Below are 16,379 nucleotides of genomic sequence, written 5' to 3'. Positions count from 1 at the left end.
TCCGTAAGAACTATGAAACAAATTAAAATACTAACCTATAGCTTGCTGGCGGCTACTCTGCTTTCATTGACAGCTTGCCGCGACGAATTTGCCACGATCAATACGAATCCGGATGCAGTTCTGTCAGTACCTCCCGAGTACGAGTTTACGGCGGCTACGCTGGCGATTCATAACAATAGTTTCGAGTATTATTATGACTATAATCGGGCGATCTATTACTGGACGCAGAGCTTTGTAACCCGCTCAGGCAACGGGCAAAACGTATACGAAGGGTCGGGTAACCTGAACCAACGGTTCAATAATTTTTACAATTCAGTAGGGAACCGGCTGGTTGACGTACAGCAACTGATCGACCGGCTACCAGCTGATCAGAAAGCCCGTTACGTTCAACTGCGGGCGATAGCGGGTATTCCACTCGCTTACTATGCCTGGTACACCTCCGACGTAAACGGTAGCATTCCGTATACCGAAGCTTTCAAAGCACGGTATACGATCCCGGCTCAGGTGACGCCTACGTATGACACGCAGGAAGCCTTATATCAAACACTGGATACGCAGCTTAAAGAGATCGTTCAGGTGCTGAGCGCCACACCGTCCGTTGAGCAGGTGGCGCTGGGAGCCAATGATATTTACTATGCCGGTGATGTTACTAAGTGGATTAAGGCGGCTAACAGCCTGCGACTGAAAATGGCATTTCGACTCATGAAGCGCAATCCGGAGCGGCTGAAAGCCATTGCTACCGAAGTACTCTCGGCGGCTGGTGGGGTTATCAGTTCAACGGCCGATGATTGGAAACTGGTGAGTGGCGTCGGCTTTACGGGCGGGGCCGGACAAAGCAATTACAATCCGGTTAGCAACGGTGAAGTATCAGGATCGAAAAATATGGTCGATTTTATGTGGCGTACCAGCGATCCACGTACCCGCGTATTTTATCAACCCTCACCCTTCACCAAAGAGCGGTACGAAGCTGCACTGGCACAGGGTAAAATTCCGGCCAGCATGCCGTGGGATGGGCAGCTTTACCGGGGGCAGTACGCAGACCCTGATGCTAGTGGCGATCCGAATAAGGCTATTTACTTTGCCAATATCTCGTATTCGTTCGGGGGTGCTACCACGCCCGTTCAGGCCAGGCTCCCTTCACTCGTACAGAGTCGGTTGTTCTACGGCGCTTTCGAGAATGGAAACGGCCTGACCACGTTTCCCATCATTACCTACGCCGATGTTTGTTTTATGCGCGCTGAACTGGCCGCACGGGGGATTACTGGCACTGACGCCGAGGGCTGGTACTACAAAGGAATCGATGCCTCGCTGGCCAATTACGATGATATGGCCAAAACGTCGGGGCTCAATAACTACGTAGCGTTGACATCGGCCGAAGCCACGGCATACAAAGCCAAAAGTGGTGTTGTCTATGATCCGACCAACGCACTGGAGCAAATTCTAGTGCAGCAGTACATCAACTATTTCAAGAATCAGAATGAGGCCTGGGCTGTGATAAAGCGAACGGGCTTTCCGAGTGCTACCGGTAAGATTCTACAACTTGAAGTTATTCGTCAGAGTGGAACGCCACAGGCAATGCCCCGCCGGTTCACAATCAACCTGCCGACGGTGACCAACATCAACTATCAGAATATTCAGAACGCTATTGTCGAACAGCAAAAGGAACCCGGCTTTGGCGCACCCAGCGATATAACGGGACGAGTTTGGTGGGATAAACAATAATTGTCTGCGTACATTTATATAGTCATGTACCAATCCGACGGCTGGTTCTCTTGCCGTCGGATTGATTTTTTAGCTGTACGGTATGCGACAGGACAGAGGTAGTGGTAAGTGGGTTTATCTGCTGGTGTGCAACTGGCTGGCAGTCGTGACGTATGGGCAGTTGCCCCATCCGATCAACACGATTCCGTTACGCACGCTCACGCAGCAACGAGTGACCCTGGGTAATTACTCCCGGCCTTTACTGGCTGTGGTATTTCTCTCCCCCGAGTGCCCCCTATGCCAGCAATACACCCGCACGCTGAATCAGCTTCAAAGGCAGTACGCAACCGAATTGACCATCGTTGGCGTTTTTCCGGGGAAAGCCTACTCATCCGCCGAATGCCAGCAATTCAAATCGACCTACCAGTTGGACTTTACGTTGCTCATGGACCGTTCACGACGACTGAGCAGCGCGTTAGGCGCCACGACAACACCTGAAGTTTTTCTGTTCGATCAGCAGCGTAGTATCCTGTACGCAGGGGCTATTGACGATTGGGTGGTATCGCTGGGCAGAACCAGAAACAAAGCCGACAAAACCTATCTAGCCGACGCGATTGCGGCAACCAAAAGCGGTTATCCTGTTTCGGTAGCACGAACGACCGCCATTGGTTGTCTGATTAATGATTATTAAGTGTACCGTATGAAATACCTTCTGTTGAGCAGTGCACTGCTTCTGCTGAGTTGGCTTGGACAGGCCCAGTCAATCACGTACTCAGACATAGAGCCGATCATTTTGTCGAAGTGTGCGGTATGCCACCGCCCCGGCGACGCGGCCCCTTTTTCACTGATCACGTATGCCGATGTCGCCAAACGGGCGTCGTTTATTAAAAAGGTAGTCACAATCAATTACATGCCGCCCTGGCGAGCCGATACGCATTACACGGAATTTGCCAATGATCGATCGCTTTCCGAAACAGATAAAAATAAGTTACTGAGCTGGATCGATCAGGGAGCACCAAAAGGTACTTATAAAGAGAAAACTAACCGGCGGCAACAGGAACTCCTGCAAACAACTACCTATGGCCGCCCGCCCGATCTGACACTGAAAATCGACTCGGCGCTTACCCTTCAGGGTAACAACACGGAACGGTTCATTGTGCTAAAAGTACCCTTCGAACTGACTAAGCCAAAGTCGATCGAGGCTATTGAGTTTGTGACCAACAACAAAAAGGCTATTCATCATATCAACTACGGTTTTTACGACGTACCGGACTCTACGGCTGCCCTGAGCAGTGGCTATAGCTACATCAACACGACCGATGACCCGGAAAGTGCCGATAAACTGGCCGTCAACAGATCGTTCAAAAACCGGATGGTATACTACAGTGGGTGGATTCCCGGTACCTCCGTCGAGAGTTATCCTGCCAGCTATGGTTGGTCGCTGCCCAAACGGGGGGTATTGATTATGACCGTGCATTATTCTGCCAGTGCCATCGACTTGCGATCGGTTGTGGGCGTCAACCTCTTTTTTCACAAAGAACCCATCAAGCGCAGTGTGCGCGTTATCAGCCTGGGATCGGGGGGCATCGGGGAACGGGATATTCGGCCTCCGCTGATTATATCCCCCAACGACATCAGCACGCACCACCTACAGGTTAAAACGCAGGAAGACCAGTCGGTGATGTACGTCTGGCCCCACATGCACGTATGGGGTAAAACCTATACTGCGTACGCTGTAACGCCGGAGTCCGATACCATTCGTCTGGTGCACATCCCCCAGTGGGACTTTCGCTGGCAGGAACTTTACAAATTCAAACGCTTGATAAAGATTCCTCGTGGGTCAGTTATTCACATGGATTGCACGTACGACAATACGTCCGCAAATCCAGATAATCCAAACAACCCGCCCCAGACCGTTTTCTCACTGGGTGACATGGACTCCCGACACGAAATGATGACACTTCTTCTCATCTACACCACTTACCAGGCAGGCGACGAGCAGGTTACGTTAGATAAGTAGCAGTGATTGGCGAATACGAGACACCGTACGTTGATTTACCGGGATACCATTATTCGGTACTCGGTTGCCTATAGATGGAAGAACTTTGCCTAAACCATTTTTCAATGTTGATGTGAACTAACTTAACGGTAAAAAATCTATTACTGCTGCCTGGAAAACGCTGCTGGCCGATTGCCCGATTCAGCTCGAACGCAATCAGGTCCGGGCGGGCGATCAGCGGTGGCACGGCGACGATCTGGTCGCTTACTTCGTGTGGCCCATCAACGGATCGGCGACGGCATCGGTCGCGGTCGGAACGGGGCTCAAGGGTATGCGGGCGGCATCGGCGAACCAGTATTTTGCTGGTGCCAGTGGATTCCCTGATTTTCGGGCTGGATATGGTTCGTAGCGGCAGTCAGGGTGTGCGAATGGCCGGTTTCTTCGACAACGACTGGAAACTTACCCCCGCTAATTACACCGTTAACAACCAACGTAACTAACCCTGACAAATTCCAATTATCCATGAAACATACGATATACACCCTGCTGACGGTCGTGGTTACCGCTACGGCTGGGCAGGCACAGTCGGTAGCCGCGCTGAAAAACTGGTTAGCGCAGCCCGTCACTCAACGCCCTTCCCTGACGACGGCTGCCTTCCAAAAACCACTGTCAAAGCGCGAAGCCAACGACGCAACGACGCTGCTACTCACTGACCAACAGCGTCAACAGGCTGACCAGCTACGTGAAAGCTGGACCAACAAAGCGATTGCGCAGGGAGACCATGTCCTAAAATTCGAGTACCGCATCTTCGGCACGAAGCCCGCTGACGGTCGCAGTCTGTTTATTTCGATGCATGGTGGTGGCAATGCGCCGGCCAACGTCAACGATCAACAATGGAAAAACCAGATTGGGCTTTACAAGCCGGCCGAAGGCGTTTACATAGCACCCCGCGCCCCAACCGACACCTGGAATCTCTGGCATGAAGTGCACATTGACAGCCTGTTCGATGAGTTGATCCGAGCAGCTGTACTGGCCGAAGGCGTTAACCCCGACAAGGTGTATGTCATGGGCTATTCGGCCGGGGGAGATGGCGTCTACCAGTTAGCCCCCCGTATGGCCGACCGCTGGGCAGCGGCTTCCATGATGGCTGGTCACCCCAACGAAGTAACACCCGTCAACCTGCGTAACATCGGCTTCGCGCTGCACATGGGTGCACTCGACAAGGCGTATGAACGCAACAAAATTGCCGAACACTGGAGCCGACTGCTCGACAGTTTACAAACTGCCGATCCCGGTGGTTACAAGCACCAGGTACAGCTTCACGAAGGGCGTAGTCACTGGATGCAACGGGAAGATACGGTCGCTGTGTCGTGGATGATGCAGTTTCGGCGTAATCCCATCCCGACCAAAGTTGTTTGGAAGCAGGACGACGTAACACACCCTGACTTTTACTGGCTGGCCGTTCCTGCCGATCAGGCAAAGACCAACCGGGAAGTCATCGCGGCATATGCCGGTAACACGATCCGCATCGAGAAAAACGACTACGACACCTTACTGATTCGGCTGAACGACCGAATGATGAACCTCGACAAGCCGATAACTGTCCTATACGCTGGGAAGCCGGTTTTCACCGGAAAAGTCAACCGAACGCTTCGTATACTTCAGAAAACCATCGCCCGTCGTAGCGATCCCGGTCTGGTGTTCCCAGCAACAATCCGGCTGGTCCGAAAAGCCGATCAGGCAATATCCGTTGACGCCGAGTAGTTCTTGAGTTGACCGGCGAACTGCGTATGCTACGGATTGTGTTGGACAGGCATCAAAAAATTGCTGTCTTAAAAAAACGCTCCTACTTGAAACAAGATAGGTTCCATGAATCTGCTTTTTAAATGGGGCGTGGCTGTTGCACAACCCAACCCACTTCCATGTTTCAAGAATAAAAGACACAAAAAGATTATCTGGATGTAAAGCCAGTACCTGAGTGACGGCTTTGGGCCAACCTTTTTTCACGAACGTTTAGTATGGCACATGAACATCATAAAGAGGCCGCTTACCACTTCCGTAAAGCTGCCGAGTATCACGAGAATGCCCAGCAACTTCACGAAGCAGGCGATCACGAAAAAGAGGCCCACGAGGCTTATGTGGCCTATGGTCATCACAATTTAGCCGATCAGCATGCACAGGCGGCTGCGGAACACCACGCCGAGACCCACGACACCAGCGGCCACAGCGATCCAGTGGCCGCTGGTGTCGTGGGTAATTTTATGGTTTAAGACAAAGAAACACCCCGCAACCTATAGGCTGCGGGGTGTTTCTTTGTCTCAGAGCTTACTTAAACGTCAAATTCTGCACCCGCACTGCGTTCAGGATGGCCAGCATCGCTACGCCCACGTCGGCAAAAACGGCTTCCCACATCGTGGCTAATCCGCCCGCGCCGAGGATCAGGACAATGGCTTTGACCGCCATCGACAGGGTGATATTCTGCCACACGATCCGGCGGGTGGCCCGGCCAATGTCGATGGCTGTGGCAATTTTACTGGGTTCATCGTTCTGAATAATGACATCTGCCGTTTCGATGGTCGCATCCGAACCTAAGCCGCCCATCGCCATGCCCACGTCGGCCAAGGCGACCACCGGCGCGTCGTTCACGCCATCGCCCACAAAAGCCAGCTTTGCTTTAAGGTTGTTCGCTAAATCGGCTTTGAGCCGTTCGACTTGAGCCACTTTATCTTCGGGCAATAGATCGCCGTGCCACTCGTCCACGCCCACCTGTTTGGCGACGATCTCGACCACAGCCGATTTGTCGCCCGACAGCATCACGGTGCGGATACCATCGGCCTTCAGGCGTTTTACCGCGTCGGCGGCATCGGGTTTGATCTCGTCGGCGATGGTGAAATAGCCCGCAAACTGTCCGGCGATGGCCGTCATGACGATAGTGAACGGAATTTGAGTCAGGATCTCATCGAACGATACATTGAACTTACGGAGTAGTTTGGCGTTGCCGGCCAGCATTTCCCTCCCGTCTACTATCCCTTTCAGTCCATGCCCGGCAATTTCCTCGACGTTTTCGACCGTGACCGACTCGTAGCCCGTACCTGCATACTCGATGATGGCCGTAGCCACCGGGTGCGTGGATTTGCTTTCCAGCGCGGCCGTTAGCCGGGCCAGTTCCTTCGCGTCAATGCTTACCGGTTTCACCTCCTGCACCTTGAACACGCCTTTGGTCAACGTACCAGTTTTATCCATGACGACGGTTTTAACCTGCGTCATCAAATCCAGAAACACCGAGCCTTTGAACAAAATACCCTGCTTCGATCCGGCACCAATGCCGCCGAAGTAACCCAGTGGAATAGAGATCACCAGCGCACATGGACAACCAATGACCAGAAAGACCAAACCCCGATATAACCAGTCGGCAAACTGATAGTCAGCGACAAAGAAGTACGGCACCACGGTAATCAGCACCGCCAGCAGGCAGATGATTGGTGTGTATATTTTGGCGAAACGGGCAATGAACTCCTGGGTCTGCGCTTTCCGGCCCGTAGCCTGTTGCACTAATTTGAGAATGCGCGACAGCTTGGAATCCTGATAGGGTGTGGTGACATCCATCTCGACCAGCGACTGCCGGTTAATCATGCCCGCCAGCACCGCTTCTCCTTTTTCAATCGTGCGGGGGACGCTTTCGCCCGTCAGAGCCGCCGTATCGAAAGTACCTGAGGAAGAACGCATGGTGCCATCCAGCCCTACTTTTTCGCCAGGTTTGATCTGAATAACGTCACCAACGGCCACCGTAGCAGCTTTAACGGTCTGCGCCTGTCCGTTTTTGAGTATAGTTACCTCGTCGGGGCGAACATCCAGCAGGGCTTTGATACTTCGACGTGCCCGGAGTACGGCAGCATCCTGAAACAATTCGCCAATGGTGTAAAACAGCATCACGGCCACGCCTTCGGGGTATTCGCGGATACCAAACGCACCGAGGGTAGCCACGCCCATCAGGAAAAATTCGGTGAATACATCACCACGAAGTATACTGCTCCACGCCCGGCGCAGCACCGGCCAACCAACGGGCAGGTAAGCCACCACGTACCAGGTAAGCCGGATAGGATCCCTCCAGACCGGGTCCTTAAACCAGCTTAGTTTGACGTAATCCAGCGTGATGCCACCCAGCAACAGCACTAAGCTGATGATGGCAGGTAGGTAGGTGCGCCAGGCCTGGTCAGGCCCTTCTTTACTGGCCGCTGCTGCGGGTGTGGTGCCTGCTTCAATCAGTTCGACATCATCACCGTCGTTGTGGTCGTGACCATCATGGTCGTGATCGTGTGCCATAGCTAATTTTAGAATTCAATGAAAAAAGTGAAAATACCCAGGGCAATCAGGATGCCCCCGGTCAGGCGTTTCTCGTTATGGTCGAGCCAGTGCGAATTCACGCCGAGCCAATTAACGCGGGCCAGCCCCCGGTACGAGAGAGCAGTCAGCCCTACCATACAGGCGATGGTCACGATTGTATACGCTATGGCCAACGTGCTGATGGCAGTCCAGCCCAGCGTACCCGCCGTGAAAAAGAAGGTTTCAATCTCCAAACAGGGCGAGAACAACATGGCCACCGACAGGGTCGTGATAATGGCAGCTTTCGAGCGACCCACCAGCCCTTTGGGTACGTGTTCATGGGCAGTGTTGGCATCATGCATGGCAAAGTAAATCAGCCCCATAAACACTAGCAGCAACGAGGCAATCAGCCGGGTTTGGGCTTCAAGCCGTTCGGAAACCTCCACGCCGATGGCCCCGATGACGATGCCCAGCACCACCGTACTGAGTGTATGGAAGAATCCGCTCAAGGCCACCACGCCCAGCGTTTCGCGCTGCGACCAGCCCTCGGCGCGGCCAATCAGCACCACCGGCAACCAGTGATTGGGAATGGCCGCGTGGATAGACCCCAGTAAAACGCTACCAATCAGTAAGTTCCAGAGCATCTAGTTTCGTTATTTTGCTTTTTAATGCACAATACAGATAAAAATCTACCTATCAGGAAATCATTCCCAGAATTAGAAACAACAAAAACCCACCGAAGAACATAGCGGTTAACCAGGGTTTTTCTTCCGCTTCATGGGCTTCCACCAGCAGCTCTTCCGTTACTAAAAACAGCAGGGCGGCCAGACCAAACGACAACACAAGGTCTAAACCCGTTTCGGGCAGGTTGTGCAACAAGGTGGCCCCGGCCAGTGCGCTCCCAAAGAACAGGGCCGACATCCCGGCCAGCAAACTCATAATTCGGGCGTTGGACAGCCCTTTTTCCTGCAAGGAGGTAGCGGTAGCCAGTCCCAACGAGAGCACTTCTACGGCCAAAGCGACCGCCAGTAACACTCCTTCTTTGGCCCCAGCCGCAAAGCCAATTCCTAACAGCAGCCCGTCGATAAACAGATCGACCCCGATAGCCAGCAGAAACGCCGTTGGTAAGCGGGTCACCAAAACGACTGCCGCTGTTTCTTGGTTTGCTGGGGCTGCGGTCAGGTAGCGGATCAACAGCATCAGCCCGATTCCCAGCGCAAACCCTACGGTGGTCAGGGCCGGGCTGTGCAGCCGGACTACGTCGGGCAAAATCTCAACCGCTACGACCGAGAATACCAACCCAGTCGCAAAATGCAGAATGGCCGACCGAGCCTGAACGCCAAAACGGATAAACAGGGCCAGCAGCCCCCCGCCCGTCAGGGCCAGGGTTGGCAGCAGGGCGTAGGTAATGATCTGTTGAAACAGAGGAGTCATCGCAAAACTAAATAAGGGTTTATCTCAGTCTGGGTTTAATGTGTAATACACCCGAATTGAAAAATCAAGGGCTTCCCCGTGGGTCTCGATGCCGATGGTCAGGCTTTCCCAAATCGCAAACGTGCTTTCAATCCGGGCTTCGTCAGGTTTCTCCGGTAGCGCATAGGCATATATTTCTTCACTCCACAGCACCAAACCCGCTTCGTCAGCAATAGAGAGCGAAAGGGCCGGGTAGTGGGCAAACGTCCGCTCGTTTTCTGATACTAGGCGATTCACCCTCACGCTGCGAATAGTATCGCGGGCGTGCAGGTGGACTTTGTTACCCGTTGGCGTTAGCAATACGGAGTCGATTCGTTCCATGCGATTAGTGTCCATGTTCGCCCCCCTCTTCACCCCCGGCACTCGCCGAGAGAATATCATACGCACCCGCCAGGACGACCTGCGCATCAGCCGCTACGCCGGTGGGCAGCGTGATGGCCCGGTAGCCATTCTGAGCCGCACCCGCCCGCACCGGCACTGGCCGGAAACGGTAGTGGGAAGTGCCTTCGTGGTCTTCTTTTCCGGCAAATACAAAAATCTGACTACTGTTGCCCGATTGAACCACTGCCGGTTCGGGCAGGGCCGGTTCAGTAGCTGCACCCGTTTCGATGACCGCCTTGACAAACGTACCGGGCCGCGCCATACCCGAAGCCGGGTTGTCTAAACTCGCATAGACCTTCACCGTCCGGTCCGTATTTACTTCGCGGTTGATGAGTTTAATACGGCCCGTGCGTTCGCCCGCCACGCCCACGACCGACAACCTGACCCGCTGACCCATCTGCAAGCGGGCCAAATCCCCCTCAAACACGGTTAGCTCGGCCAGCAGACCAGCCGTGTTCATAATCTCGAACAGCGCGTCGTTAGCCGCCACATAGCTCCCCCGGTTCACGTTGACCTGCGTGAGCGTACCGCCGATGGGCGCACGAACGCTGATGGTACGGGTGATGGTTTCGGGGGTAAGTCGGGCCGGATTCAGGCCCAACAGCGCGAGTTGCTGCCGAAGCCCGCCCACCCGCGCCCGTAATGTACCCAATTGAGCCGTAGCCTGTTGCAGCGTCTTGAGGGCACCCACGTTCTCGCGACTCAGTTCGCGCTGCCGCTCAAATTCCTGCTGTTGAAAGGTGAGTTGGCTGATCGTTTCTAGATATTCCTGCTGAATGCGGATAAACTCGGGATTTTCCAGCACGGCCAGCGTTTGCCCCTGCCGGACGGGCGAACCCGCCAGCAGATTCGCCGATTCAAGAATGCCGCCGTAGGGCGACGATACCGACACCTGTTGACCGGGCGGCACCGTCAGCGAGCCGTTGACGCGAATTAACTGGCTCATTTGCCGCTGCTCCAACCGACCCAGCTTCACACCTACGGTCTGGTATTGGGCTTCGGTCAGCTCAATCAAACCCGCTTCTTCTTTTTCCGCTTCGGCGGTTGCGGTAGCTGATGGAGCGATTGCCGTATCGCCTTTGGCTTCTTCGGGCTTCTGTTTGCACGACGCTCCGGTGAGCAGGGCGAACAGCAGAATAGGACGGATAAGCAGATGGATTCGTTTCATTAGTCGGTACGTCCCAACAAAAAGTCGAGATTGATTAAGGTTTGATTTAAGTCGTTGAGGGCCGCTAAGTAGCCGGTCTGAATCTCACTGACAGTTCGGAGGTTTTGTAGCAGTTCGACGTAGCCGATTTCGCCCGCCCGGTACGATTTGGTGACCTGCTCCCGAATCAGCGCAGCCTGGGGCAGGGCCGATTCGCGGTAGTAGGTCAGGGCCTGCCGGTCTTTCTGATAACTCTGAATCGTCGTCGCTACCTCGCCTTCCAAACTCCGTTGCCGGGCCGTGCGTTGCGCTGCGGCCCGCTCTTGTCCAATCCGGGCGGAGGCTACACGGGCCTTGCCCGCTCTGGCAAATAGGGGAATCGACATACCCACCTGCCCGTAGGTAAAGCGACTACCGAATCCGTAGAACCGATCACCGGCCCCGTTGGGTAGGGTCTGAACGCCTTGTAGCGACTGGTTGGTAAGGCCCACCGTGAAATCGGGTTTGAGCCGGGCGGCTTCTACATCGGTTTCACGCCGGGCAATCTCTATTTGTTGCCCCAGCAGGGTCAGCTCGGCGTTTTGTGCCAGCCACTCCGCGTCTACGACGAGCCCATCCACGCCGGGCAGCGTTCGCTCGGTCAATAGCGTATCAGGAATGGTGGGCGGGGCGGGGGAAGCCAGCAGGGTCTGCAACTGCCGGGCCAGGATCTGTTGATCCAAGGCATTCTGGTTCAGAGCCGTTTGCGCCTGTCGGCGTTGCACCTCGGCGGCTGTCTGTTCCAATAGCGTCCCTTCGCCGGTTCTTCGCCGTACGGCTGCCCCCTGCGCAATGGCCGCGTACAAGCTGTCCTGGCTTCGCAGAAAACCCGCTAGCGACTGCACGTACCAAAGCTGGTAGTATGTAGCTTTCACCTGCCGGGCCAGTTCAGCGCGGGTTAGCCGCCCGTCAACTTCGGCCCCGGTGGTGCGGGCATCGGCCAGCGAACGCAACCCCCGCACCAGGGCCGGGTTAGGCAACCGCTGCCCGACCGTAAACGACTGGTCAAAATACCGGCTGTTATACTGGCCAAAGGTGGTGGCAATATCAGTTTTGCCCACATCGCCCGCTGTTGCCCGTAGGGATTGCTGGTAGTCGACATTGAGTTGTGACACCCGCAGTTGAGGGTTGTTGGTGGATGCCTGTTGCAGTGCCTGCGCCAGCGAAAGACCGCCCCCGCTACCCACTTGAACCGGGTTGGGTCGGGCCACGCTTGGTTGCGCCGTAACTTGGGCCTGAGCTGTTGGCGACCCCAACGTACCCAGCCCGACCAGCCCGATCAGCAGCCAGTTCGCTACCGGGACAGGTACTACATCTGGTTTGACTTCGGATTTGGTTTGACCGAAATTTTTGCCAAACCGCCGTTCAATCAGCACATACAGCACCGGTAACACAAACAAGGTCAGCAGCGTAGCCGTAATCAGCCCACCAATAACCACCGTGGCTAATGGTTTCTGCACCTCAGCCCCGGCTGAACTCGACAGGGCCATCGGCAGAAAGCCCAGCGAAGCCACCGTCGCCGTCATCAGCACAGGCCGCAGCCGCACGGCGGTTCCCTCAAAAATGACTTTGACTAAATCGGTTTCACCGGCTAACCGCAACCGGTTGAATTCCCCAATGAGCACAATACCGTTCAATACGGCCACGCCGAAAAGGGCAATGAAGCCCACACCCGCCGAGATGCTAAACGGCATATCACGCAGCCACAGGGCCAACACCCCGCCGATAGCCGCCAGCGGAATAGCCGAGAAAATCAACAACGACTGCCGGACTGAACCGAACGTCAGAAACAGCAGCCCAAAAATCAAGGCTAGTGCCCCTGGCACGGCAATAGACAGCCGGTCGCGGGCTTCAATCAGGTTCTCGAACTGCCCACCGTAGATAACGTAGTAGCCGGTCGGAAACTTGATTTGGTCATTGATTTTTTGCTGTAATTCCAGTACCGTGCTTTCCACATCGCGGCCCCGCACGTTGAAGCCCACCGTGAGCCGCCGTTTGGCATCTTCGCGCTGAATCTGATTGGGGCCGGGTCGTAGTTCCACACTGGCCAACTGAGCCAGCGGCACGGCGGGTCCATCGGGAACGGGAATGGTCAGGGCGCGGACATCCTCGATGCTGCTCCGCTGATTCTGGGCCAGCCGCACGGTGAGGTCATACCGCCGTTCGCCTTCGTAAACCAATCCCGCGCGCTGCCCGGCGAAAGCCGCCGAGACCGTTTGGTTGACCTCCTCCACGCTCAGGCCGTAGCGGGCCAGAGCCTCGCGATCTACCTGCACCACAATCTGGGGTAATCCTGACACCTGCTCTACATACAGGTCTGTGGCACCCGATACCTGGCCAACCAGACCCTTCACCTGACCTGCCAGCCGGGTTAGTTCGGCCAGGTCTTCTCCGAAAATCTTGATGGCCACGTCCTGTTTAGCCCCTGAAATCAGTTCGTTGAAGCGCATTTGAATGGGCTGTTGAAAGCCAAACTCTACGCCCGGAATGACTTCGAGGGCTTCAGCCATTTTGGTGGCCAATTCGTCCATGCTGCCCGTCGATGTCCACTCATCCTGTGGCTTGAGAATGATCATCAGGTCACAGGCTTCTACCGGCATGGGGTCGGTCGGGATTTCGCCCGCGCCGATTTTGCCGATAACTTCGCGTACTTCGGGAAACTGCTTTTTTAGCAGTCGGCTGGCCTGTTCGGTTTTTTCAATGGTCTGGCTGAGCGAACTGCCGGTACGAATCCGGGTTTCCACAGCAAAATCGCCTTCGTTCAGTTGGGGGATAAACTCACCCCCCAGCGTAGTAAAGAGCCATACCGTCCCGGCCAGCAAGGCAACCGACACCGCCAGCACGAGGATTTTCATCCGCATGGCTCCCCGCAGCAGGGGTTCGTAGCCCCGGTGAAAAACCGCCATCATCCGGTCGGAGACGTTTGGTTTGTGGGCAATGGTCTTGCTCAGAAACAGCGCCGACATCATGGGTACGTAGGTCAGCGAGAGAATAAACGCCCCCGCAATGGCAAAGGCCACTACCTGCGCCATCGGTCCGAACATCTTGCCTTCAATGCCCACCAGGGCCAGAATGGGGAGGTAAACGATCAGGATGATGAGCTCGCCGAAAGCCGCTGAGTCACGAATCCGACTCGCCGATTCATAGACTTCCTCGTCCATCTGCTCCTGGGTGAGCCGCGATAGTTTGCTGAGTCCCAAATGGTGCAGTGACGCTTCAACGATGATGACGGCCCCGTCCACGATTAAACCGAAGTCGATGGCCCCCAAACTCATCAGGTTGCCCGATACGCCGAAGAGATTCATCAGGCTGACGGCAAACAGCATCGCCAGTGGTATCACCGAAGCCACAATTAATCCCGCCCGTAGGTTACCCAAAAACAGAATCAAAACGAAAATAACGATCAATGCGCCCTCAATGAGGTTTTTGGTGACGGTACCAATGGCCCGGCCCACCAGTTCGGACCGGTCAAGAAAGGCATGGATATCCACGCCTTCGGGTAGCGTCCGGCGAATCTGCTCCATGCGCGTTTTTACCTCTCCAATCACGGAGTTGGCGTTTTCGCCCTTAAGCATCAGCACCAGCGCACCCACGGCTTCGCCTTCGCCGTTGCGCGTCAGGGCACCGTAGCGTACGGCCGAACCAAACTGCACCGTGGCCACGTCGCGAATCAGCACCGGGGTTCCCGGACTGGATGGTCGGCCCGTGGTGCGCCGGACCACAATCCGCCCAATGTCGTCTAAGTTGGTCACCAGCCCCTCCGTACGGATAAAATAAGCACTCGGTTTCTTATCAATATACGCTCCGCCTGTATTCTGGTTATTACGCGAGAGAGCCGTAAACAAATCACCAATACTCAGCCCATAAGACCGCAATCGATCAGGATCAATGGCAATTTCATACTGCTTCAGCAAGCCTCCAAAACTGCTCACATCGGCCACGCCGGGCGTACCCAACAGTTGACGACGGACCACCCAATCCTGAATAGAACGCAGTTCGGTCGGCGAGTAGCGATGTTCAAAGCCGGGTTTGGCGTAAATCACGTATTGGTAAATCTCGCCCAAACCCGTCGAAACGGGGCCGATGGTGGGTTCGCCCGTACCAGCGGGAATCTGGCTGCGGGCTTCGGTCAGGCGTTCGCTAATTTGCTGCCTGGCCCAATAAACATCGGTCTTATCGGTAAAGACCAGGGTAACGACCGACAGCCCAAAGCGCGAAATCGAGCGGATTTCCACAATCTGGGGGATAGTGGCCATCGTTTGCTCAATGGGAAATGTCACGAGCCGTTCAATTTCCTGAGCCGCCAGCGCGGGGCTGCGGGTAATGACCTGCACCTGATTGTTAGTGATATCAGGCAGGGCATCAATGGGCAACCGACTCAGCGAGTACCCGCCCCAGATCACCAGGGCTAGGGTAAACAGGCCAATAATGAGTTTATTCCGAATGGAAAAACGAATAATGGAATCCAGCATAAACGAATCTGAACAAATGGACAATAGGAGGATGCCATACACGCGCTAATCGCACAACCAGCTCCATTGAGCAAGGTGTGGAGGAGTATTTAGCCGTGAACGGAAAGGGTGTTCAGACCCGGAGTTTGGGGGGTTGCCAGATGGCCGTAAGCATATCGGACAAGGGAGCCGATACGTAATGAAACGAAGCTACATCCCTCGGGATAATCTCGACCGAAGGCGTAAGCGAGTAATGGAATCGGGAAACTGTCGTAATTGTGACAGCACAGCAGGCGCAGGTACAAAAAGGCGAACAGGCATCATGCTCGTGTTGATGATCGGCATCCGACTCAGTCGTTGTAAAAGACCAGCCCACAACTATCCCCAACTGCCCGGTAGGGAGCAGCGATTCATCTGCACAGGGCCAAAGGGACAGGCCAAGGAGATAGACGGATAACAAGAGGGTCAACCACTTCACAGCAGCAAAGGTACGGCAAAAGCTTGTGCAACAGGGAGTCAAAAAGAAATTCCGTAATCCGCTCCCGACCAGAGCAAGTGGTTTACTAGGTGAATCGTTATTTAAGCTACTATCTCAGGCGCTCCTTGTGCCATTTGGCGGTAGGTCTCAGCGCAACGGCGGCAGTGGCGGCCCGGCGGCAGCGGCCGTCCGCCTCTTTGTTTGGTTATACCAATATTAGGCCTAGTATAACTGTTAGGAAAGCGTCTCTTCAAACGCCCGTGGCTGTTGCACAACTCTGCTTCCCAAATCGATTTTTCAACATCTGACTTGACAACTAAGACTTCCTACCATTGTCTGCAATTCTTAGTTGAGAAAAAGCATGCCAAAGCCTAGAAAAGTGTCTTG

13 protein-coding genes are annotated in these 16,379 nt (G+C 54.7%); 6 read left to right on the top strand and 7 right to left on the bottom strand.

Features of this window, described 5'->3' with window-relative positions:
* Positions 1 to 12: 12 nt before the first annotated feature.
* The 6 genes from ACYU87_RS26610 to ACYU87_RS26585 all read left to right on the top strand — a co-directional run bounded on the left by ACYU87_RS26610 (position 13) and on the right by ACYU87_RS26585 (position 5,970).
* Positions 13 to 1,722: a SusD/RagB family nutrient-binding outer membrane lipoprotein gene (locus ACYU87_RS26610; RefSeq protein ID WP_461137047.1), complete on the top strand. Its 1,710-nt coding sequence runs from the start codon at positions 13 to 15 to the stop codon at positions 1,720 to 1,722.
* A gap of 82 nt (positions 1,723 to 1,804) precedes the next feature.
* On the top strand, positions 1,805 to 2,392 hold the full coding sequence (locus ACYU87_RS26605; RefSeq protein ID WP_461137046.1) for a redoxin domain-containing protein: 588 nt from the start codon (positions 1,805 to 1,807) through the stop codon (positions 2,390 to 2,392).
* A 9-nt stretch (positions 2,393 to 2,401) separates the two neighbouring features.
* Complete coding sequence (locus ACYU87_RS26600) at positions 2,402 to 3,721, top strand: cytochrome c (RefSeq protein ID WP_461137045.1); 1,320 nt, start codon at positions 2,402 to 2,404, stop codon at positions 3,719 to 3,721.
* Positions 3,722 to 4,071: 350 nt separating this feature from the next.
* Positions 4,072 to 4,200, top strand: coding sequence for a hypothetical protein (locus ACYU87_RS26595; RefSeq protein ID WP_461137044.1), 129 nt, complete (start codon positions 4,072 to 4,074; stop codon positions 4,198 to 4,200).
* 22 nt (positions 4,201 to 4,222) lie between these two features.
* Complete coding sequence (locus tag ACYU87_RS26590; RefSeq protein ID WP_461137043.1) at positions 4,223 to 5,464, top strand: hypothetical protein; 1,242 nt, start codon at positions 4,223 to 4,225, stop codon at positions 5,462 to 5,464.
* Between the two features lie 254 nt (positions 5,465 to 5,718).
* Positions 5,719 to 5,970, top strand: coding sequence for a hypothetical protein (locus tag ACYU87_RS26585; protein WP_461137042.1), 252 nt, complete (start codon positions 5,719 to 5,721; stop codon positions 5,968 to 5,970).
* 55 nt (positions 5,971 to 6,025) lie between these two features.
* On the opposite strand, the gene ACYU87_RS26580 is transcribed toward ACYU87_RS26585, so the two are convergent.
* From ACYU87_RS26580 to ACYU87_RS26550, 7 genes are all read right to left on the bottom strand, one after another.
* Complete coding sequence (locus ACYU87_RS26580; protein ID WP_461137041.1) at positions 6,026 to 8,023, bottom strand: heavy metal translocating P-type ATPase; 1,998 nt, start codon at positions 8,021 to 8,023, stop codon at positions 6,026 to 6,028.
* 8 nt (positions 8,024 to 8,031) lie between these two features.
* Positions 8,032 to 8,667: a hypothetical protein gene (locus ACYU87_RS26575; protein WP_461137040.1), complete on the bottom strand. Its 636-nt coding sequence runs from the start codon at positions 8,665 to 8,667 to the stop codon at positions 8,032 to 8,034.
* 52 nt (positions 8,668 to 8,719) lie between these two features.
* Positions 8,720 to 9,457, bottom strand: a complete 738-nt coding sequence (locus tag ACYU87_RS26570) for a ZIP family metal transporter (protein WP_461137039.1) — start codon at positions 9,455 to 9,457, stop codon at positions 8,720 to 8,722.
* Between the two features lie 24 nt (positions 9,458 to 9,481).
* Positions 9,482 to 9,817, bottom strand: a complete 336-nt coding sequence (locus tag ACYU87_RS26565; RefSeq protein ID WP_461137038.1) for a hypothetical protein — start codon at positions 9,815 to 9,817, stop codon at positions 9,482 to 9,484.
* Between the two features lie 4 nt (positions 9,818 to 9,821).
* Positions 9,822 to 11,045: an efflux RND transporter periplasmic adaptor subunit gene (locus ACYU87_RS26560; protein WP_461137037.1), complete on the bottom strand. Its 1,224-nt coding sequence runs from the start codon at positions 11,043 to 11,045 to the stop codon at positions 9,822 to 9,824.
* Positions 11,045 to 15,535: a CusA/CzcA family heavy metal efflux RND transporter gene (locus ACYU87_RS26555; protein WP_461137036.1), complete on the bottom strand. Its 4,491-nt coding sequence runs from the start codon at positions 15,533 to 15,535 to the stop codon at positions 11,045 to 11,047. Before ACYU87_RS26555 ends, ACYU87_RS26560 begins: the two co-directional genes overlap by 1 nt.
* 112 nt (positions 15,536 to 15,647) lie before the next feature.
* Positions 15,648 to 15,992: a DUF6660 family protein gene (locus ACYU87_RS26550; protein WP_461137035.1), complete on the bottom strand. Its 345-nt coding sequence runs from the start codon at positions 15,990 to 15,992 to the stop codon at positions 15,648 to 15,650.
* Positions 15,993 to 16,379 lie beyond the last annotated feature (387 nt).

It is taken from the genome of Spirosoma lituiforme (assembly GCF_054776635.1).
This window is presented reverse-complemented; position numbering and strand designations above follow the sequence as displayed.